The organism is Schaalia radingae (assembly GCF_900106055.1).
GTDB classification, from domain to species: Bacteria; Actinomycetota; Actinomycetes; order Actinomycetales; family Actinomycetaceae; genus Pauljensenia; species Pauljensenia radingae_A.
Genome location: NZ_LT629792.1, coordinates 1,786,333 through 1,804,993 on the forward strand (window position 1 = coordinate 1,786,333; position 18,661 = coordinate 1,804,993).

The 18,661-nt window shown below is 58.9% G+C and carries 24 protein-coding genes and 1 pseudogene; 1 reads left to right on the forward strand and 24 read right to left on the reverse strand.

Translation table 11 applies throughout. From position 1 onward, the window contains the following. Positions 1 to 461: 461 nt before the first annotated feature. The 3 genes from BLT69_RS07810 to BLT69_RS07820 form a co-directional block, all read right to left on the reverse strand. Positions 462 to 1,403: a carbohydrate ABC transporter permease gene (locus tag BLT69_RS07810; RefSeq protein WP_070726962.1), complete on the reverse strand. Its 942-nt coding sequence runs from the start codon at positions 1,401 to 1,403 to the stop codon at positions 462 to 464. Beyond that, complete coding sequence (locus BLT69_RS07815; RefSeq protein WP_058237137.1) at positions 1,403 to 2,317, reverse strand: carbohydrate ABC transporter permease; 915 nt, start codon at positions 2,315 to 2,317, stop codon at positions 1,403 to 1,405. Before BLT69_RS07815 ends, BLT69_RS07810 begins: the two co-directional genes overlap by 1 nt. Before the next feature lie 131 nt (positions 2,318 to 2,448). Further along, a complete protein-coding gene (locus BLT69_RS07820; protein WP_058237138.1) occupies positions 2,449 to 3,846 on the reverse strand; it encodes an extracellular solute-binding protein in 1,398 nt (465 codons plus the stop codon). Positions 3,847 to 4,383: 537 nt separating this feature from the next. On the opposite strand from BLT69_RS07820, the gene BLT69_RS07825 reads away from it, so the two are divergent. Further along, positions 4,384 to 5,421: a LacI family DNA-binding transcriptional regulator gene (locus tag BLT69_RS07825; protein WP_092648780.1), complete on the forward strand. Its 1,038-nt coding sequence runs from the start codon at positions 4,384 to 4,386 to the stop codon at positions 5,419 to 5,421. 112 nt (positions 5,422 to 5,533) lie between these two features. On the opposite strand, the gene truA is transcribed toward BLT69_RS07825, so the two are convergent. From truA to rplN, 21 genes and pseudogenes are all read right to left on the reverse strand, one after another. Then, positions 5,534 to 6,439 (reverse strand): tRNA pseudouridine(38-40) synthase TruA, encoded by a 906-nt coding sequence (gene truA, locus BLT69_RS07830; RefSeq protein WP_092648781.1) that lies wholly within the window; start codon positions 6,437 to 6,439, stop codon positions 5,534 to 5,536. Continuing rightward, on the reverse strand, positions 6,427 to 7,176 hold the full coding sequence (locus BLT69_RS07835; protein WP_058237141.1) for an ROK family protein: 750 nt from the start codon (positions 7,174 to 7,176) through the stop codon (positions 6,427 to 6,429). The genes truA and BLT69_RS07835 overlap by 13 nt, the downstream gene beginning before the upstream one ends. A gap of 434 nt (positions 7,177 to 7,610) precedes the next feature. After that, the gene (gene rplQ, locus BLT69_RS07840; protein ID WP_058237142.1) at positions 7,611 to 8,186 is read right to left on the reverse strand and encodes a 50S ribosomal protein L17; all 576 of its coding nucleotides are present in this window, start codon (positions 8,184 to 8,186) and stop codon (positions 7,611 to 7,613) included. A gap of 84 nt (positions 8,187 to 8,270) precedes the next feature. Beyond that, positions 8,271 to 9,272: a DNA-directed RNA polymerase subunit alpha gene (locus tag BLT69_RS07845; protein WP_058237143.1), complete on the reverse strand. Its 1,002-nt coding sequence runs from the start codon at positions 9,270 to 9,272 to the stop codon at positions 8,271 to 8,273. Positions 9,273 to 9,433: 161 nt separating this feature from the next. After that, entirely contained in the window at positions 9,434 to 9,841 is a 408-nt protein-coding gene (rpsK, locus tag BLT69_RS07850; RefSeq protein ID WP_058237144.1) for a 30S ribosomal protein S11, read from the reverse strand. A 53-nt stretch (positions 9,842 to 9,894) separates the two neighbouring features. Beyond that, entirely contained in the window at positions 9,895 to 10,272 is a 378-nt protein-coding gene (gene rpsM, locus BLT69_RS07855; RefSeq protein ID WP_058237145.1) for a 30S ribosomal protein S13, read from the reverse strand. Positions 10,273 to 10,427: 155 nt separating this feature from the next. After that, the gene (gene rpmJ, locus BLT69_RS07860; RefSeq protein ID WP_003790577.1) at positions 10,428 to 10,541 is read right to left on the reverse strand and encodes a 50S ribosomal protein L36; all 114 of its coding nucleotides are present in this window, start codon (positions 10,539 to 10,541) and stop codon (positions 10,428 to 10,430) included. Positions 10,542 to 10,582: 41 nt separating this feature from the next. After that, entirely contained in the window at positions 10,583 to 10,804 is a 222-nt protein-coding gene (gene infA, locus BLT69_RS07865; protein ID WP_058237146.1) for a translation initiation factor IF-1, read from the reverse strand. Between the two features lie 242 nt (positions 10,805 to 11,046). Continuing rightward, on the reverse strand, positions 11,047 to 11,898 hold the full coding sequence (gene map / locus BLT69_RS07870) for a type I methionyl aminopeptidase (RefSeq protein WP_070726971.1): 852 nt from the start codon (positions 11,896 to 11,898) through the stop codon (positions 11,047 to 11,049). 269 nt (positions 11,899 to 12,167) lie between these two features. Next, positions 12,168 to 12,734, reverse strand: a pseudogene (locus tag BLT69_RS07875) (adenylate kinase); the annotation flags it as partial. Next, entirely contained in the window at positions 12,731 to 14,023 is a 1,293-nt protein-coding gene (secY, locus tag BLT69_RS07880; protein ID WP_070726973.1) for a preprotein translocase subunit SecY, read from the reverse strand. The pseudogene BLT69_RS07875 and the gene secY, both read right to left, overlap by 4 nt. A 234-nt stretch (positions 14,024 to 14,257) precedes the next feature. Beyond that, the gene (gene rplO, locus BLT69_RS07885) at positions 14,258 to 14,743 is read right to left on the reverse strand and encodes a 50S ribosomal protein L15 (RefSeq protein WP_070726976.1); all 486 of its coding nucleotides are present in this window, start codon (positions 14,741 to 14,743) and stop codon (positions 14,258 to 14,260) included. Positions 14,744 to 14,745: 2 nt separating this feature from the next. After that, a complete protein-coding gene (gene rpmD / locus BLT69_RS07890; protein ID WP_058237150.1) occupies positions 14,746 to 14,928 on the reverse strand; it encodes a 50S ribosomal protein L30 in 183 nt (60 codons plus the stop codon). Next, positions 14,928 to 15,629 (reverse strand): 30S ribosomal protein S5, encoded by a 702-nt coding sequence (rpsE, locus tag BLT69_RS07895; RefSeq protein ID WP_058237151.1) that lies wholly within the window; start codon positions 15,627 to 15,629, stop codon positions 14,928 to 14,930. The genes rpmD and rpsE overlap by 1 nt, the downstream gene beginning before the upstream one ends. Positions 15,630 to 15,658: 29 nt before the next feature. Continuing rightward, the gene (rplR, locus tag BLT69_RS07900) at positions 15,659 to 16,030 is read right to left on the reverse strand and encodes a 50S ribosomal protein L18 (protein ID WP_058237152.1); all 372 of its coding nucleotides are present in this window, start codon (positions 16,028 to 16,030) and stop codon (positions 15,659 to 15,661) included. Then, positions 16,030 to 16,566, reverse strand: a complete 537-nt coding sequence (gene rplF / locus BLT69_RS07905; protein ID WP_058237153.1) for a 50S ribosomal protein L6 — start codon at positions 16,564 to 16,566, stop codon at positions 16,030 to 16,032. The genes rplR and rplF overlap by 1 nt, the downstream gene beginning before the upstream one ends. 15 nt (positions 16,567 to 16,581) lie before the next feature. After that, positions 16,582 to 16,980, reverse strand: a complete 399-nt coding sequence (gene rpsH / locus BLT69_RS07910) for a 30S ribosomal protein S8 (RefSeq protein WP_058237154.1) — start codon at positions 16,978 to 16,980, stop codon at positions 16,582 to 16,584. A gap of 64 nt (positions 16,981 to 17,044) precedes the next feature. Next, positions 17,045 to 17,230, reverse strand: a complete 186-nt coding sequence (locus tag BLT69_RS07915; protein ID WP_058237155.1) for a type Z 30S ribosomal protein S14 — start codon at positions 17,228 to 17,230, stop codon at positions 17,045 to 17,047. A 2-nt stretch (positions 17,231 to 17,232) separates the two neighbouring features. Beyond that, positions 17,233 to 17,778, reverse strand: a complete 546-nt coding sequence (gene rplE / locus BLT69_RS07920; protein ID WP_070726977.1) for a 50S ribosomal protein L5 — start codon at positions 17,776 to 17,778, stop codon at positions 17,233 to 17,235. Positions 17,779 to 17,780: 2 nt separating this feature from the next. Continuing rightward, on the reverse strand, positions 17,781 to 18,215 hold the full coding sequence (rplX, locus tag BLT69_RS07925) for a 50S ribosomal protein L24 (protein ID WP_058237157.1): 435 nt from the start codon (positions 18,213 to 18,215) through the stop codon (positions 17,781 to 17,783). After that, entirely contained in the window at positions 18,215 to 18,583 is a 369-nt protein-coding gene (gene rplN, locus BLT69_RS07930; protein ID WP_058237158.1) for a 50S ribosomal protein L14, read from the reverse strand. The genes rplX and rplN overlap by 1 nt, the downstream gene beginning before the upstream one ends. Between the last annotated feature and the right edge of the window lie 78 nt (positions 18,584 to 18,661).

Sequence of the window (18,661 nt, forward strand, 5' to 3'; positions counted from 1 at the left end):
AGCACAGCGTAGCGCCGCCGAATTCGAACCTGGGGAGCGGGAAGAAGCGTGCTGCAGATGCGACGCTGACCGCCCGCACCGTCCATGTGCCCCTCCTGTCGATCTCGAGGCGCGCTCGCCCGACAGTGGGAGACCCCTCGGAGCGTTCATGCAGGCCAGCCGATTGCGACCGTAGTCGCCCTCGTCCATGGTTCGTCGTAAACGACACATGGGGCGGGGCAGGAAAGTCCGTGCCCGCACACCCCGGGGAACACTCAACACGACGTATCGCAAAGGCTCGCACGAAGGGCCGCAGATGTCGTCGCCCACGCGCGGGCTGCCTCGATCGTGGCGGAAAGAAGAAGCTGCACGTGAACCTGTGATTCACGTGCAGCTTGAGTGCGAACCGGCCTGCTCAACGAGCCCGGCAGATCCGCGTCCGCCGCAGCATCCCTTCCGGGACGAACCGGGTCAGATGCAGTTCAGAACTTCAGGCCGCCTGCTTCAATGCCGCGGAAGAAGTACTTCTGAGAAAACATGAAGACCACAACGACCGGCACGAGGGCGACGACCGCTCCGGCCAGAACCAACTGGTAGCTCGTGCCCTGCGGGGAATTCTGAATGGCTGACAGGGTCACCATGAGTGTCTGATTCTTCGGGCTGGGCAGCATGATCAGTGGCAGCAGGAAGTCAGACCACGCGCCGATAAAGCTTGTCAGGCCGACAACCGTTAGGGTGCCGCGAACCTGGGGCAGAAAGATCGTCCAGAAACGACGCAACTCGCCTGCACCATCGATCAGTGCTGCGTCTTCGATCTCGTCTGGGATTCCCATGAAGGCCGCGCGCATCAGAAGGATCTGGAATGGGCCAATAAGAATTGGCAGCCACACTCCCAGCAGATGATCGTACAGTCCGACGTGCACCATCATTGAGAACAGCGACAGCATGATGGATTCAAGCGGAAAGATCATTGCCGACAACACCACGAAGTACATGATGTTTCGCCCTGTCCATCCGCGCCTGGACAACATGTAGCCGCCCAGGCATGAGAGCACCATGTTGGATGTCACCAGCAGCGCTGCCACAATTGCCGAGTTACGGATGGACAGCAAAATGTTGGTGCGCTCAAACAGGCGCGCAAAGGATTCCAGCGACCAGTCCTGCGGAAAGAGCGTTGCCCCCTGGCCGAAGACGGGCTCACCTGGGGCTTTGAATGCGACAAGCAGAGGCAGCAAGAGTGGGCCGACCAGCAGGCACGCCACAATGATGAGGACCGCGTAGCGTCCAACGAGGCGCCACCCGCGTATTTGCCGGGATGCGACCTGGCGGCCCTGGCGTTCAAGTTTGCGGCGGTGGCGGTACTCGCTGAGTTTGCTGGTGTGAGGCGCAGTCGCGACAGGTGTGTGCGTGGGTGAATGAGTCATTATGCTTCCGCCTTGTTCTGCAGCCTCTGTGAGGCAATGATGAATCCGAATGTGATCAGGAACAGGAACACCGAAGCGGCGTCGCCTTGTCCCAGTGATCCAAACGTTGGGTCCATGATTCGGTTACGGATATACATGGTCAGGGTCTGTGTGGGCGAGTTCGTTCCGCCCAGCAGATATACCTCGGTGAAGATTTTCAGTGATCCGATCGTCGACAGGACACCGACCAGGTACATCATGACCCGCACGCCCGGCACGGTGACCGTCAGGAAGCGGCGGACGCTGCCTGCACCGTCAATTTCGGCTGCTTCGTATAAGGACTGATCAACGTTGGTTAATGCAGCCAGATACAGGATCATGTAGTACGGCAACCCCTGCCACAAGGTGATGATCATTGCGCAGATGAGGATCAGCCACTCGTTGGACAGGAAGGGAATGGGCGACTGGATCAGCCCGATACCTTCGAAAAAGGAGTTCAGCGGGCCTTTCTGGTCCAGGATGTATCGCCACGCCAGTGAGATGACGACAAGCGAGCAGATCGCCGGCACGTAGTAGATGGCACGGAAGAAGCCGATTCCCGGCACGTGTTGGCGCACCAGCAGTGCCAGCAGCAGCGGCAGCAGCACCATCAGGGGAACAACGCACAGCGCGTAGATCACGGAGTTGCGTGTGGCTTCCCAGAACACCGGGTCGGAGAAAATGTGCGCGTAATTGTCAATTCCGTTGAAGCGTCCGAGCCTGCCAAGTGGTTTCGTCTTGGTGAAGGACGTCACGACCGTGTTGATGAATGGGTAGATATAGAAAGTGATAATACACAGCACGGGGATTGTGACCCACAGCCACGGCACCCACCATTTTCGGAACCGTGCTGCGCCATTGAGACTACGCGCGCTTGTCTTCTTCTGAGTCGCCATGAGTGCTATCCTCCATCACTCTGGGTACGCTTCGTTCGTAAAAGTGGACCGCGTCAGGCGGTGTGGGCTTATTCATGGTGGTCATGTATTGACCTGAATAAGCCCACACACGCTTCGCTGGTTCCGGATAATTAGGAGTTCAGATCGTCCAGCAGCTGGTTCATTTGTTCTTGAGCAGTCTTCAGTGCATCCTCTGGGCTGACTTCGCCGCGGATGGCCTGGTTGACGTTGTCGACCAGCGCTTTCTGAACTGAACCGGTGACGTAGAAGACGTCCAAGTATGCTTCTGCGTCTTTAGCGGCATTTGCGGCCTGTTCGTATGCAGCCTTGAAGACAGGATCCTGTGCAACCTCCGGCGGGTTTTCCATGATCTTGTCGAGTGCCTCGGTAGCAGCCGGGAAGACGATTGCTCCACCGTCATGTGCCCAGGCGTATTCGTTTTCGGCGTTCGTGATGAACTCGGCCCATTTCATCGCCAGCGGCGCGTTCTGGGTGGTCACGGAGATGCCGACGTACTGGCCTTCATAGACAGGTTTGATACCTTCGTTTGTTGGGAACGGGCCGACACCTGTTGCTTCGTAGACCTGCGGGTTGTTGTCTTTAATGGCTTTCAGGAACGAGGCGTTCGGAGTGCCGAATGCGAGGTTTCCATTGGAATAGGCCTTGGACGGGTCGGGCTCGCCGGTCAGGGAGTCTTTCGGGATGGCGTTGGTCTTGTACAGTTCCGCCATCTTGGTGACGTATCGGACTGCATCTGCATTATCTGCGAAGTCAAACTCAGTGTGGTCATCGTTGAGCAGTTGCACGCCCATTCCATGCAGCTGCGCAACCAGGTACCAGTCTGGTGATCCGTAGATGCCATAGTCGCCGTTTCCGGCTGCCCCCACCTTGGCTGCCGCGTCCAGCAGGTCGTCCATTGTCGAGGGCGCCTTTTCCGGATCCAGTCCGGAACGTTGGAAGACGTCCTTGTTGTATGTGGTGATGTAGGGGCCGAAGTACCAGGGCAGCGCGGTGTGATGATCCTGAGCGCCGAGGTTCGTTGAGTTCCAGATGGTTTCAACGAACTTGTCACCGATCTGGGGTGCTTTGACGTCAAAGTCCATCAGCAAATTGGCTTTGGACAGCGCCAGGATGGATGACGATGCCACGTTGACGACGTCTGCCATCTTGCAGTTTGTTGCCTGGGATGTGATGGCCTGGTCGAAGTCTGTACCTCCGCCCTGGTCGGTCCATTTGATGGTGGTCCCCGGGTTTGCCTCTTCGAATTCCTTGATCTTGGCTTGGAAGAAGTCGGCGAAATCGGTTTGCAGGCCCTGTGTCTGGAAGGTGATTTCGCCTTCCACTTTCGAAGTGTCAACAACGCTGCCGTCAACGTTGCCTTCTGGAATGTCGCAGGCAACGTCGGGCGTTGGGATGCCACTGGCTGATGATGTTCCGCTCTCTTCAGCTCCGCCTCCACACGCTGTTAATGACAGGCATGAAACGGCAAGCACCCCAAGGGCGCCGCGTGTTGCTCGTGTCAATCTCATTTAAAGACCTCCATTGGTCGAGAAGAAAGCCAGCCGGCTGCGTGCCGGTTGACGTCTCTCTAACTATCTCGTGTTAGGTGACAGTGAAAGAATAAGACATTTTTACGGTTTTCACTAACGCCAGAGGTCTCACTTTGATTACGACCGGCGACAAAACCGGTACGTCAGACTTTAACGCTCATCACGTTTCCGCACGTTTTCGATCGGAAATATCGTGCGCGGCACACCCCGCACCCACCCACCGTTTCTCACCGTCGATCACAAATGTAAGAAACCTCACACCACGCACTCTGGCACCTCAAAATCAGATGCAATTCCCGCGCGTTCGGCCAGCTGTACGCATCGACGCCCTGCATATCCAGACGATAGTCCACACTCCGGCCAGGCCACGTCAATCCAGCTTCATACAGCACATCCACGAAAGGGCCAATACCCAAATATCTTTTCCAGAACTAACACGATATAGTTACTGTGTTACCGCTCAGAGCTGCGTCGCTCTGGCTGACTTCGCGGTACTTTTTCTTGAAGGAATTCACCATGACACGGACAACTCGGGCTGATGTCGCTCGGAAAGCAGGCGTCGCACCATCCACCGTCTCTCTTATACTCAACGGCCACGGGCACGAAGTCAAGATTGCACCAGCTACGATCGAGCACGTCACGAACGTCGCCCGTGAAATGAACTACGTCCCCAACGCTGCGGCACGATCACTGAGGCGAGGATCCACCAACATCATCGCTTTGATCATGGCTGAACTGCCGGAAGACCCGTTCGTGCCGGTCGTCCACAAAGTACTGACCACAGCCATGATTGAGGTTCAACGTCGCGGCTACCTTCTTCTGCCGCTCTTCCAACCTGAGGGCGATGCCGCCAACCGCCGTTTCATTCAATCGGTGCTCTCCGATATTCAACTGGCAGGTGCAATCTGCGAGACCACCTCCACCCAGCAGTTCGTTGGTCCCCTGCTCAGCCAGCTCGACATTCCAGTGATGTGGATGTCGATGATTGAAACCTCGAACCATTTCGGCGGAGTGGGCCTCGTCAGCATTGATGAAGGAACAGGAGTCCGGGAAATCCTCAGCGACCTCGACGCCACGGACACGTCACGGGCCCTGTACCTTGCAGGCCCCAACATCAACCACTTCCGTCAGGTACCTGTCCTCGAGCATTTCCAGGACCGCGCAGAGTTTCTTTCCCTGCCCACCTGGAGTGCTCACGACTCGTACGAGGCCTGCATGCGCATGCTCACCGCCCACCCCGACATTGATTCAGTATGGTGCGCTGATGACACACAGGCACCGGGCGTCTTCTCCGCTGCACGCGACCTGGGTAAGCATGTCCCCAACGATCTGTCCATCATCGGCTTCGGCGATCACAATGCGCACGAAGACAATTCCATGGGCCTGACCACGGTGATGTGGCCACTGCAGGACATGACGGCAACCGCTGTCAGCCAGCTCATCGACTCGATTTCAACGCCCAAAGCTGAGCACACAGCTCGCGAGCCTCACCACACGCGCGTCAGTACCACACCCACGTGGCGCACCAGTGCCAAGCGCATTCACAAAAATTAGGCACCACCATCCTCCACTCCGACGGGCCCGACTCAGGAAGCCCGAGCCGCCCTCGTCCATCCTGAATCCCAACGAAGCCGGTCATCTGCAACACGGCAGCAAAACAGTCCACCTAGCAGCAGCCCAAAGAGCGGACCGCGCGGGTCTGCTGCGCGCGCTGTGCCCACTGATCGGCAGGCGGATAGTCCACGTGCGCCAAAGTCAAGCCATGCGCCGGAGCCAGCGGAGCGGCTGCCTCACGCGAACGCTCATCCAGCAGATGTCTCATCCACGCCGGCGAGCGGCGGCCTGTCCCCACGTCAATCAGTGCTCCCACCAGGGATCGCACCATTGAGTGGCAAAAAGCGTCAGCATGGACGCGCACCAGGATCGGCGACGTTTCCCCCGCTGCCACGACGTCCAGCTGGCGGAGCGTACGGATCGTGGTCGCGCCCTCACGCGGCTTGCAAAAGGACAGAAAATCATGCTCACCGATGACGCTGGAAGCAGCTTCAGCCATGGCTTCCAAATTAAGCGTCTGGCGTGCAGGAACCGTCCAGATGCGTCGCCCGGAAAAGGGGTCACTGTCCGCGCGCTGGTCAAGCAGCCGGTACACATAGTGACGCCCCACAGCGCTGAAACGCGCATCGAAGGTTTCCGGCACGCGATGAGAACTCAGAAGCGCAACGTCGCAGTACCCTCTCGGCGACACCAGCCCGTGCGCCTTCATGAAATCACCGTGCGCGCGGGTAAGCAGAGAGGCCAGACGGTCAACCAGCGCATCTTCGGGTGTGCGCGAGGACCTTCCCGGAAGGCTGTCCCACACCTGCGCCGGCAGGTCGACGTGAGCCACCTGATGATCTGCGTGCACTCCCGCATCGGTGCGTCCCGCCACAGTCACCGCCACTTCCTGGCGGGCGATCAGCGACAGGGCTCGAACCAGTTCACCTTCCACGGTGCGTAGTCCGGGCTGTGCGGCCCAGCCGTGGAAGAAGGTGCCGTCGTATGCCAGGTCAAGCCGCGCCCTCACAGTGTCCATGCGCGAACACCGCCGATGATGCCGGCGTCATTGGGAACGATCACCACGTCGTCACCGAGTTTGGCCCGGTTCATCGCCGTGACGCGTTTCGAGTTTCCACCACCCAGGTACAGGCGATCCCACACGTACATCGGGCGCAGGCCGTCGATCACTCGGCGCACTCGTCGAGACCAGTGCGCGTCTCCCAGCCGGAGGCGTTCATGCTCGCCAATGTAGTCGTCATAGGTCAGTCCCCATCGCACAAATCCCTGCGATACTTCCACGTGCGGCGCGAGCACACCTGAATCGAAAACCGCGTTTCCCAGCCCGGTCCCCAGGGTCACGATCATTTCGAGGCCCGTGCCCGTGATGACACCTGCGCCGGCCACTTCAGCGTCGTTGAGCACCAGTGTCGGCATGCCCAGAGCAGCTTCAAGTGCCCGTCCCATGTCGAAGTTGGCCCATTGCTCGACCAGTTCAGGCAGGATCCGTGATCGCGGGCCGTCACGCGTGATGTAGTGCGGAGTCGTGATGACCACTCCGTGGCGCAGCATGCCAGGCATTCCCATCGTGACGCGCGTGGCGGCAGGCAGTTGCGCGGCAAGGTCCTGTGTGGTCTTGACGAGCAGTTCGGGAGGGAGCGGGTAGGGCGTGGGCGTGCGCACCGGCGATGCGGTCAGCGTTCCGCGCGAGTCGAGCACTGAGGCTTTGATTCCGCCCCCGCCGCAGTCGACAGCGAGGGTCATCTCTTCAGACATGTTCTTAGCATAATGGCTTGCTCTCACCTCGGGTTTCCAACGAGCTGTCCGCCCCACGCCAGCTTCCTGTTCATTGACGAGGGCGACCCATCCGCGGCTCTACCCCTCCCCTGCATGTCCCCAACTGTCGAACTCGCGTGAACTCTGCGGGGTCACCGACTGGCCTGCAACACATCCGTGCTGGTCACAGCAATTTCGGGTCGGGTTCGTGCTGCGCGGCCCCAGTGAGATCGACAGTTGGGGAACGAGGGGCGAGTGCACACGGGCTCCACCTAAAGAGCATCCGACACGGCCGGCACACCAACCGCGCGAATACACGGAAGCTGGGTAAACCCACACGGGGTTTACCCAGCTTCCGATCAGCCATCCGCTGGACTGGTCACCGCTCAATCAGCGCAGTGCCAGTCAGATCAGCAGGTCACGACGGTGCATGACTACTTGGCAGCTTCCTCAGCTTCGGTTTCAGCTTTGTCGTCAGCTGACTCCTGTGAAGCGGCTTCGTCAGCAGCCGGCTCGGCTGTTTCTGCTGCTTCAGCTTCGGTCTCGGCCTTTTCGTCAGCCTTGCCGGTCGCCTTGGAATCCTTACCGGACTTTGCAGCAGCCTTCGAAGCGGTACGCTCAGCGTCGGCAACGACAGCCTTCTTCTCGACTTTCTCCATGACAAGCTCAATACGAGCCATCGGAGCATTGTCGCCGCGGCGCGGCCCCAGCTTGGTGATGCGGGTGTAGCCACCGTTGCGCTCTGGATCCATGGCCGGAACGACCTCGTCGAACAGCATGTACAGGACATCCTTGTTCGGGATCTTGCGGGCAACCGTACGGCGAGCGTGAATGTCGCCGCGCTTTGCCTTAGTGACCAGCTTTTCAACGTACGGCTGCAGCGCGCGGGCCTTGGCCTCGGTCGTGGTGATCGCACGGTGTTCGATCAGTTGAGCAGCAAGGTTAGCCAACAGCAGCTTCTGGTGCGCTGGGCTGCCACCCAAACGTGGGCCCTTCTTAGGGGTGGGCATGAGTTTCTCCTACACAGTTTGTTTGGGCGTCCTCGTCCATCGATGACGGCCGCTGGAGGCGGCACGGACGCAAAGTGGATTCGATCAGAAAGACTGGTCGTCACTGAACTGAACGTTTCCGGCGTCTTCTCCGCCGGCGCGTTCAGGCATGACTGCATCCTTGAGGGTCATACCCAAGGATGCCAAGGCTTCCTTGATCTCCTCGATGGACTTGGTTCCGAAGTTGCGGATATCCAGCAGGTCAGCCTCAGAGTGGGCAACGAGTTCACCCACGGTGAGGATGCCGCGTCGACGCAGCGCGTTGTACGAACGGGACTGCAGGTTCAGGCTTTCGATCGGCAAGGCCAGGTCTTGCGCAAGGGTCTCATCGGTAGTCGATGGGCCCACTTCGATGCCTTCTGCTTCCTCGTTCAGTTCACGCATGAGGCCGAAGAGCTCCACCAGGGTGCTTCCGGCTGACGCGAGAGCATCGCGCGGACTGATAGCTGGCTTGGTTTCCACATCGATGATCAGACGATCAAAGTCGGTGCGTTGCTCGACACGGGTGGCCTCCACCTTGTATGTCACTTTGAGCACCGGCGAGTAGATCGAATCGATCGGGATGCGGGAGATCTCAGCTTGCGGATCCTTGTTCTGAGCAGCGGAAACGTAGCCACGGCCACGCTCAACCGTCAGTTCAATCTCGAGCTTGCCCTTCTCATTGAGCGTTGCCAGATGAAGGTCAGGGTTGTGGATTTCCACGCCTGCAGGAGGAGTGATATCCCCTGCGACGACCTCACCGGGGCCAGCCTTGCGCAGGTACATCACGACAGGCTCATCCTCTTCAGAGGACAGAACGATGTCTTTGATGTTCAGGATGATCTCAGCGACGTCTTCCTTCACGCCTTCCACCGTGTGGAATTCGTGTGGCACACCGTCAATGCGGATCGAGGTGACCGCTGCGCCCGGAATGGACGACAGCAATGTACGGCGCAGGGAGTTACCCAGTGTGTATCCAAACCCAGGCTCGAGTGGCTCAAGAGTGAAACGGGAGCGGTAATCGCTCACCTTCTCCTCTGAGAGGATGGGGCGTTCTGCAATGAGCACGTCTTGGTCCTTTCTTTCCGACAACCGCTATATGATGTCGGATTTGTGGTCCCGTCACGCGAACAGTGACGGAAAAAACAGGGTGCAGATGGTTCCCACTTGTGTGGGAACATCGTGACGTGGGACGCGGACGGGTCGCCCTCGTCCCTCACACGGGTCTTTCAGACGCGGCGACGTTTCGGGGGACGTGCACCGTTGTGAGCCTGCGGAGTGACATCCTGAATGGATCCAACCTCAAGACCAGCGGCCTGCAGCGAACGAATCGCCGTTTCGCGGCCGGAGCCCGGGCCCTTGACGAAAACGTCAACCTTCTTCATGCCCTGTTCCTGCGCGCGACGTGCTGCAGCCTCAGCGGCAAGCTGAGCGGCGAACGGGGTGGACTTACGTGAGCCCTTGAAACCGACCTGACCGGACGATGACCATGACAGGACAGCGCCGGTGGGATCGGTGATGGAGACGATCGTGTTATTGAACGTCGACTTGATGAACGCCTTGCCGTGCGTGACGTTCTTGCGCTCTTTACGACGCGGCTTACGCGCCGAAGATGAGCGAGTAGACTTGACAGCCATTGATTTTCCTTTTGAAGTCGAGGGGGCCAGGTTTCATCACCCAGCTCTATGAGTTACTTGGTGGCTTTCTTCTTGCCAGCCACGGTGCGCTTGGGTCCTTTACGGGTACGCGCATTTGTCTTCGTCCGCTGACCATGAACAGGCAGGCCAAAACGGTGGCGCATGCCCTGGTAGCATCCGATCTCGATCTTGCGGCGGATATCGGCTTGGACCTCACGACGCAAGTCGCCTTCGACCTTAAAGTTGGCCTCGATGTAGTCGCGCAGCTTGACCATATCTTCTTCACTGGCGTCGCGTACGCGAAGGTCGGGGCTGACCCCGGTTGCTTCAAGTGTTTCCTTGGCGCGGGTGCGTCCCACACCGTAAATGTAAGTAAGCGCAATCTCCATCCGCTTTTCACGGGGGAGGTCAACGCCGGCAATACGTGCCATGACTTTTCTCCACATGGTTTTCGGAGGTCGTCACCCCGTCTCTGATCCATCAATCAGCCCCGGCCTCCGAACCAGGGGTCCCGCTTGCGCGGTCGACGGTGTGCTGTGGGCAAATCGCCCGCCAGTGGCTCACTGCCACTGAGCAGCTACGGCTTTCAGCCTTGACGCTGCTTGTGCCTGGGGTTGTCGCAAATAACCATGACGTTGCCGTGGCGACGAATCACCTTGCACTTGTCACAGATCTTCTTGACACTAGGCTTGACCTTCATGGTGCACCTCCACGTCGCCAGGCGACGCTTGTTGTGTCGGTTTACTTGTATCGGTAGACGATTCGACCCTTTTCAAGGTCATACGGGCTGAGCTCGACGACTACGCGGTCTTCAGGCAGGATACGAATGTAGTGCTGACGCATCTTTCCTGAGATGTATCCCAGAACTTCGTGACCGTTGGTGAGCTCAACACGAAACATCGCGTTCGGCAACGCCTCAATAACGGTGCCTTCGACCTCAATAACTCCGTCTTTCTTCGCCATGTCCTCCGTCTATCCTCTACGTTTGTCAGTAGGGCTCACGGCCGAAACCGTGGCGGGCGTTTCCCTCGCCAATCGGCAAGAAAGTCAGCCCGACTGTCCATTCTAGAGGAGGATGCAACGCCGGTGAAGCCCATTCAGTGGGATATCCCTCACGCGCCGGACTCGAGTTGCCTTCCATATTGAGGAGGGCGACGCCTGGAGCGCCGATCACACAGCAATCAGAAATACGCAGGCTGCGTGTATCAGTCCAGTGAAATGGGGGTTACTCGGTAAGGAGCCAGGCCCTCTACCCCACCGTCTGGCGCAGTCAGGACTGAAATGCCCTCGTCCATGATGGCAACGGAGTGCTCCCAGTGCGCGGCATCGCTGTGATCCAGTGTGTGCACGGTCCACCCGTCAGCTTCGGTGCGCGTCGCAGGATTGCCCGACACGAGGATGGGTTCGACCGCCAGCACCATACCTGGCTTCAGACGCGGGCTGATCCCGGTCGCACGGTAGTTCAACACGTCGGGCGGTTGATGCATCGCCGTTCCGATGCCGTGTCCGCCGAATTCTTCAACGATCTGTGCTTCCCACCCGAACGTGTCCCGGTAATCCTCGCAGGTGTCTTCAACAGCTTGTCCCACCGCGCTGACGCGGCGAGCTGAAGCCAACGATGCGATCGCACGCCACATAGCAGCGCGCGTCACTTCGTTGAGTTCACGCCGGCGCTGAGATGCGGCCTGTTCATCGCCCACAATCATGGAGAACGCGGCATCACCGTGCCAGCCGCGGCCGTGGTGCGTCACGTAGGCTCCGCAGTCGAAGGAGACGATGTCGCCGTTGCGCAGGACATCATCATTCGGAATGCCGTGCACAACAGTGTCATTGACGCTGATACAGACCGTCGCCGGGTAACCGAAGTAGTTCAGGAAATTCGAGGTCGCTCCCGCCTGGGAAATCACTTCGGCACTGATGCGGTCCAGTTCCGTCAATGTGACGCCTGGTTGAGCCGCGCGGCGCAGTGCTGCGTGGATATCCGCCACGATCAAACCTGCGCGACGCATCTGCAGAATCTGATCCCTGGTTTTCAGCTCAATACGCGCGTGACCCATCGTCCTCAGCGACCTTCTGAGACCGAAGCATCCGCATTTGCCGAGGCAGCAGCGCCGCCCTGGTCAGACGAGCTGGAGCTGGCAGGCTCCGAAGCCTCAGCTGGGTCATCTTCGGGGAATTCTTCCGCCCCGCAGCACTCTCCTTCACCGTTTTGGTGGGCTTCGAACCACGGATCACGAGGATCGTCGAGGGTGGCCTGGCCGCCCGTCACCTCATCCGCGCCGGCACCGTCCGCTGAGTCAGCACCGCTCCCGGAGCCGGCACCGTTCAGTGAATCGAGAATGGCAAAAATGCGTTCGCTGACTTCTTCGACCGACCCGTTCGCATCGACTGCTTCGAGCAGATCCTGATCGACATAGTACGTGGCGACCGGCTCAGTTTGCGTATGGTAAACCGCCAGGCGATGACGGATAACCGGCTCAGTGTCGTCTGAGCGGTGCTGTTCGGTTGCGCGCTTGAGCATGCGGTGCACAACCTGATCTTCATCCGCCTGAAGCTCGATCACCACGTCAAGTTCGGTTCCCAGGTCAGCGAGCGTGTCACGCAAAGCATGTGCCTGCTCAACAGTGCGCGGATAGCCATCGAGCAGGAAGCCCTCAGCGGCATCAGGCGCCTTCAGGCGAGCATGCACCATCGGGTTGATGACCGAGTCGGGAACAAGTTCGCCGCGATCCATGTAGGACTGTGCGAGGATGCCGAGTTCCGTCTGTTCGGCAATGTTGGCGCGGAAAATTTCCCCTGTTGAAATGGCCGGGATGCCGAGTTTGCATGCAATTATGCTTGCTTGAGTTCCTTTGCCCGCTCCAGGAGGACCGAGCAGGATAATAGCTGTCATCGAAGGAATCCCTCGTAATGATGCTGTTCGAGCTGAGTGTTGATTTCTTTCACGGTCTGCAGGCCGACGCCGACCATAATCAGCAGCGTGGTACCACCGAACGGCATCTGTCCATTCTGCAGACCGAGTGGGATCATCATCAGCGACGGTACAAGGGCGACAATCATCAGGTAGAACGCACCCGCCGTGGTAATGCGGTTCATGACGTAACGCAGGAATTCAGCGGTCGGGCGTCCAGCACGGTACCCCACGATGAAACCGCCGTAGCGTTTCATGTTGTCGGCAACCTCGTCCGGGTTGAAGGTGATGGAAGTGTAGAAGAATGCGAAGCCGAGGATCATCAGGGCGTACAGCACGAGGTAGAGCCATGACTGGTGGTTGAAGTTTGAACGCACCCACTGCACCCACGTCGATTCTGGTGAGCCAAAGTTCGCCATCATCACCGGCATAGCCAGGATCGATGACGCGAAGATGACGGGGATAACGCCCGACATATTGATCTTCAGCGGGATGTATGTCGAGGAACCGCCGTACATGCGGCGGCCGATCATGCGCTTGGCGTACTGAACGGGGATTCGGCGCTGTGATTGCTCGATGTAGACAATGGCAAGTGCGACTACGAGGATCATGCCGACAATTGCGGCAACTTTGCCCCAGCCGCCACCTTGTCCGATCGAGAACAACTGAGCAGGCATACGAGCGGTGATCGACGTGAAGATCAGCAGTGACATGCCATTGCCGATGCCACGCTCAGTGATCAATTCACCCAGCCACATGATGACGGCGGTACCCGCGGTCATAACAACGATCATCACGAGGTACATGGGGATGGACCGGTCAGCTATGATGTCGTGCTGGCAGCCGGGGAACATGTTGCCCGAGCGCGCCATGTACACCATGGTGGTCGACTGCAGTACGCCGAGGAAGATTGTGCCGTACCGCGTGTATTGCGTGAGCTTGGCCTGACCCGTCTGACCTTCCTTGTGCAGGTCATCGAATCGAGGAATGACAACTCGCAGAAGCTGGACGATGATCGACGCCGTAATGTACGGCATGATGCCGAGCGCGAAGATCGACAGCTGGAGCAACGCGCCGCCTGAGAACAGGTCGACGAGCCCGAGCAGGGATCCTTCTTCCTGAGTTGCCAGGCACTTCTGCACGTTGACAGTGTTGACGCCTGGGGTCGGGATAAATGCTCCGAGGCGGAATACCGCCATGATCATCAAGGAGAACAGCAACTTCCGACGCAGGTCAGGAGTGCGGAACGCCTGTGTGAAGGCACTTAACACGGCTTCCTCTTCCTAGGTTGATGGTGTGACAGCTTGACGCAATCACAACTTTACTCACCGTGCCTAGCCTACCCGAGTTAGCACGTCTCACGTCAATTGGATTGGCTACACCGCGGTTTTTCGTTAGTTCATTGCCGAGGGCGACCCGATGACGCGCCATCTGCGCCCATGTGATCGACCTGCGACACTATGGGGGTGGTTTGGCTAACAAACCACCCCCACCGTGTTTCAGACTTATCGCACCGTGACGGTGCCACCAGCCTGCGTGATCTTGTCCTGAGCCGATTGTGAGCATGCATCCACATCCAGGGTGAATGCGCTGGTCACTTCTCCGCCTCCGAGGACCTTGACCGGGTGTCCGTCACGAACAGCTCCCTTTTGAGCCAGGTCTTCCGATGAAACGGAGCCGCCCTCGGGGAACAGTTCCTGCAGCTTGCCGACGTTAACCACCTGGTATTCCACGCGGAACGGATTCTTGAATCCGCGCAGCTGAGGAAGACGCACGTGAATCGGCTTGGCGCCGCCCTCGAAGCCAGCTGGGACGGAACGGCGGGCCTTGGTGCCCTTCGTGCCGCGGCCGGCGGTTTTACCCTTGGAGCCTTCACCACGACCCACACGGATCTTGGCCTTATTGGCTCCCCTGGCGGGACGCAGGTCGTGCAGCTTGAGGATGCCTGCGGGGGCTTCCTCAGTCGTCTTGTTCGACGTTGATTTCGCCATGATCAGTCAGCCTCCTCCACTGTAATCAGGTGTCGCACTGTGTTGATCATTCCGCGAACTGACTCGGAATCCTCACGCACAACGCTTTGGCGGATCTTGCGCAGCCCAAGGGTACGCATGGTCTCTTTCATGTTCTGCTTGGCGCCGATCGTTGATCGAACCTGCGTGATCTTGAGTTTTGCCATTATTCACTCACCCCTGCGGAGGCTTTGGCGGCTTCCTTCTGCTCGGCCTGAGCTTTCTTTTCCGCTTCGCCTTCTGCCTGTGCGCGCAACATGCCGGACGGAGCAACACGCTCCACCGGAAGTCCGCGACGTGCGGCCACTGCTTCAGGTGTTTCCAGCTGCTTCAGAGCTGCCACCGTTGCTCGGACGATGTTAAGTGCATTGTCGGATCCGAGCGACTTGGTCAGCACGTCCTGTACGCCAGCTGCCTCGAGGACGGCGCGCACAGGGCCGCCGGCAATAACGCCGGTACCTGGTGTTGCGGGACGCAGCAGCACGATTCCGGCTGCATCTTCGCCCTGGACCAGGTGAGTGATCGTGCGGCGGATCATGGGCACGTGGAAGAAGGACTTCTTAGCTTCTTCAACGCCCTTGGAAATAGCCTGGGGAACTTCCTTGGCCTTTCCGTAGCCGACGCCGACGGTGCCTTCGCCATCGCCCACCACTACCAGAGCGGTGAAGCTGAAGCGACGTCCACCCTTGACCACCTTGGATACGCGGTTGATCGTGACGACACGCTCGATGTATTGGTTCTTGTCTTCGTTGCGACGGTTGTCGCGACGGTCAGTGTTACGCCCCTGGCGGCGATCGCGACGCTCGCTGTCACGTTCGTTGCGCCCGGAGGATTCCTGACCGTTTCTGCTTCGCTGCGCTGCAGCCATCAGTTGATCTCTCTTTCCCTCAGTCGCTTTCAGAGGTTCAATCCGCCCTCACGGGCGGCCTCTGCGACAGCCGCGACGCGGCCGTGATACTTGTATCCTGCGCGGTCGAAGACCACTGCGGAGATGCCAGCAGCTTTGGCGCGCTCTGCGATCAGTTCGCCTACACGGTGAGCCTTGTCCACCTTCGAGCCTTCTGCCGAAGCAAATTCGTCTTCCATCGTGGAAGCGGACACGAGGGTGTTGCCAACCGTATCGTCGATGACCTGTGCGACCATGTGGCGGTTCGAACGGGTCACGACCAAGCGCGGGCACTCGGCTGTGCCGCTGATCTTCTTGCGAAGACGCTGATGGCGACGCTTACGCGCAACAACTTTGCCTTTGCCTTTGACGGAGTAGCCCATCACTTACCAGCCTTTCCGACCTTGCGGCGGATCGTTTCACCCACGTAGTGAATACCCTTGCCCTTGTACGGTTCAGGCTTCTTGATCTTACGAATCCGCGCTGCAGTTTCACCGACGAGTTGCTTATCGATGCCTGAGACCGTGAACTTCGTTTGTGAGTCAACCGTGAAGTCAATGCCTTCAGGGGCCTTGAACGGAACGGTGTGGGAGAATCCCAGCGAGAATTCCAAGTCCTTGCCCTTGGCGACTACGCGGTAACCGGTGCCGGTGATCTCGAGCTGTTTGCTGAAGCCCTGGGTCACGCCCACAACCATGTTGTTGATCAGTGAACGGCTCAGTCCGTGCAGTGAACGGGCTTCGCGGCCGTCATCCGCACGCTCGACGATGATCTGGCCGTCCTCGACGCGTGCTGAGATCAGATGAGGAAGCTCATGGCTCAGTTCGCCCTTGGGGCCTTTCACCGTGACTGTGGCGCTCTTGATGTCGACGTCAACTCCCGACGGGATTGCGATTGGGCTCTTACCGATTCGTGACATTGTCGGTTCCCCCTCTCACCAGACGTAGGCGAGGACTTCCCCACCTACACCCTTGTCGGATGCCTGACGGTCGGTCAGCAGACCGGAAGATGTGGACAGAATAGCCACACCCAGTCCGCCGCGGACCTTCGGCAAGTTCGTCGACTTCGCATAAACGCGCAGGCCTGGCTTGGACACGCGTTGCAGACCTTCAATTGCACGCTCACGCTTGGAGCCGTACTTGAGATTGAGGATCAGTGTTTTGCCAACGCGAGCATCCTCGACGGAGGTCGAGGCAATGTAGCCCTCTTCCACCAGGATGTTCGCAATGGCGGCCTTCAGCTTGGAGTACGGCATGGAGACCGACTCGTGCTGAGCCGAGTTTGCGTTACGCAGACGCGTCAGCATGTCTGCGATGGGATCAGTCATTGTCATGGGGACTAATTCCCCTTCCTCGTCGCGGTTTCCACCGGGGTCCCCGGGACCTACGACGTAGTGCTTACCAGCTGCTCTTTGTCACGCCTGGGAGTTCGCCACGAAGGGCGAGCTCACGCAGGCAGACTCGACACAGTCCGAACTTGCGGTAGACCGAGCGCGGGCGTCCGCACCGGCTGCACCGGGTGTAGCCACGGACACCGAACTTCGGGGCGCGCGCGGCTTTGATCTTGAGAGACGTCTTAGCCATGGTCAGTCCTCCTTAAAGGGGAAGCCGAGGTGACGTAGCAGTGCACGGCCCTCCTCATCGGTGCGGGCTGAGGTCACGATTGTGATGTCCATGCCGCGCACGCGGTCGATGCTGTCCTGATCGATCTCGTGGAACATGGACTGTTCCGACAGACCGAAGGTGTAATTGCCGTTGCCGTCAAATTGCTTCGATGACAGTCCGCGGAAGTCGCGGATACGGGGCAGAGCGGTCGACAGAAGACGGTCAAGGAACTCCCACATGCGATCGCCACGCAAGGTGACGTGTGCGCCGATGGGCTGGCCTTCACGCAGTTTGAACTGTGCGATGGACTTCTTGGCCTTGGTCGTCACAGGCTTCTGGCCGGTGATTGCCGTCAAGTCGCGCAGTGCTCCTTCAAGTGCCTTCGAGTCACGAGCGGCTTCACCAACGCCCATGTTGACGACGATCTTGGTGAGACCGCCCACCTCCATGACGTTGCTGTGCTTGAACTCGTCACGCAGCGCTTGACGAATCTCTGAGTTGTACTTTTCTTTCAGACGCGGGGCCATGATCAGATCTCCTTGCCCTGCTCGATACCTGCTGCCACGCGACCACGGGTCACGCGAACACGCACGGTGCGGGTACGACCGTCACGCTCAACCTGGTCTTCCCTGAAGCCCACGCGAACGCGCTGCTTTGTGTCGGGATCAACCAGAGCGACCTTGGACAGTGAAATCGGTGCTTCCACTGTTTCAATGCCGCCACTTGAGTTCTGGGACTGTCCCTGGCGCACATGACGTGTCTTCAGGTTGACACCCTCGACCAGGACCTTCTGTTCCTTCGGGAACACCTTGATGACGCGACCCTGGCGGCCCTTGTCACCTGGCTTGAGGGGTTCAAGGCCCTCAGCTTCGCGGCGCTCGTTGCGCTTGGCGAGCTTGGCCTCGTCTGACGTGCGTCCACGGACAACCTCGACGAGGTCGCCTTTACGAATCTTCGCTGCCATCAGAGCACCTCCGGGGCAAGTGAAATGATGCGCATGAACTTCCTGTCGCGCAGCTCCCTGCCGACAGGTCCGAAAATACGCGTCCCGCGTGGCTCCCCATTGCTGTTGAGAATCACTGCGGCATTTTCATCGAATCGAATGTAGGAACCGTCGGAACGACGCGTTTCCTTACGCGTACGTACGACGACCGCCTTAACGACTTCGCCCTTCTTGACGTTGCCGCCTGGGATAGCGTCTTTGACGGTGGCGACAATCGTGTCGCCAATTCCGGCGTAGCGTCGACCCGAACCGCCGAGAACACGGATGGTCAGGATCTCCTTTGCACCTGTGTTATCAGCGACTTTCAGTCGCGACTCCTGCTGGATCATTGTGTGTGACTCCTGTCGTCGTGCCGGTTCTCATCGCAGCGCGGTTGCGCCACTAGAGCCTGACCGAACGGATGATGG

Coding starts and splice junctions, on each gene's coding strand:
- rplQ (WP_058237142.1), bottom strand. CDS start 8,186: ATGCCCACCCCTAAGAAGGGCCCACGTTTGGGTGGCAGCCCAGCGCAC.
- rpsM (WP_058237145.1), bottom strand. CDS start 10,272: ATGGCACGTATTGCCGGCGTTGACCTCCCCCGTGAAAAGCGGATGGAG.
- BLT69_RS07810 (WP_070726962.1), bottom strand. CDS start 1,403: ATGACTCATTCACCCACGCACACACCTGTCGCGACTGCGCCTCACACC.
- truA (WP_092648781.1), bottom strand. CDS start 6,439: ATGGACACTGTGAGGGCGCGGCTTGACCTGGCATACGACGGCACCTTC.
- rpsK (WP_058237144.1), bottom strand. CDS start 9,841: ATGGCTGTCAAGTCTACTCGCTCATCTTCGGCGCGTAAGCCGCGTCGT.
- rplN (WP_058237158.1), bottom strand. CDS start 18,583: ATGATCCAGCAGGAGTCGCGACTGAAAGTCGCTGATAACACAGGTGCA.
- rpsH (WP_058237154.1), bottom strand. CDS start 16,980: ATGACAATGACTGATCCCATCGCAGACATGCTGACGCGTCTGCGTAAC.
- rplE (WP_070726977.1), bottom strand. CDS start 17,778: ATGGCCCCGCGTCTGAAAGAAAAGTACAACTCAGAGATTCGTCAAGCG.
- infA (WP_058237146.1), bottom strand. CDS start 10,804: ATGGCGAAGAAAGACGGAGTTATTGAGGTCGAAGGCACCGTTATTGAG.
- BLT69_RS07835 (WP_058237141.1), bottom strand. CDS start 7,176: ATGTCTGAAGAGATGACCCTCGCTGTCGACTGCGGCGGGGGCGGAATC.
- BLT69_RS07825 (WP_092648780.1), top strand. CDS start 4,384: ATGACACGGACAACTCGGGCTGATGTCGCTCGGAAAGCAGGCGTCGCA.
- rplX (WP_058237157.1), bottom strand. CDS start 18,215: ATGGCAGCGAAGATTCGTAAAGGCGACCTCGTCGAGGTTGTCCGTGGA.
- map (WP_070726971.1), bottom strand. CDS start 11,898: ATGGGTCACGCGCGTATTGAGCTGAAAACCAGGGATCAGATTCTGCAG.
- rpmJ (WP_003790577.1), bottom strand. CDS start 10,541: ATGAAGGTCAAGCCTAGTGTCAAGAAGATCTGTGACAAGTGCAAGGTG.
- rpsE (WP_058237151.1), bottom strand. CDS start 15,629: ATGGCTGCAGCGCAGCGAAGCAGAAACGGTCAGGAATCCTCCGGGCGC.
- rpmD (WP_058237150.1), bottom strand. CDS start 14,928: ATGGCAAAACTCAAGATCACGCAGGTTCGATCAACGATCGGCGCCAAG.
- BLT69_RS07815 (WP_058237137.1), bottom strand. CDS start 2,317: ATGGCGACTCAGAAGAAGACAAGCGCGCGTAGTCTCAATGGCGCAGCA.
- rplO (WP_070726976.1), bottom strand. CDS start 14,743: ATGGCGAAATCAACGTCGAACAAGACGACTGAGGAAGCCCCCGCAGGC.
- BLT69_RS07915 (WP_058237155.1), bottom strand. CDS start 17,230: ATGGCTAAGACGTCTCTCAAGATCAAAGCCGCGCGCGCCCCGAAGTTC.
- rplR (WP_058237152.1), bottom strand. CDS start 16,030: ATGGGCTACTCCGTCAAAGGCAAAGGCAAAGTTGTTGCGCGTAAGCGT.
- rplF (WP_058237153.1), bottom strand. CDS start 16,566: ATGTCACGAATCGGTAAGAGCCCAATCGCAATCCCGTCGGGAGTTGAC.
- BLT69_RS07820 (WP_058237138.1), bottom strand. CDS start 3,846: ATGAGATTGACACGAGCAACACGCGGCGCCCTTGGGGTGCTTGCCGTT.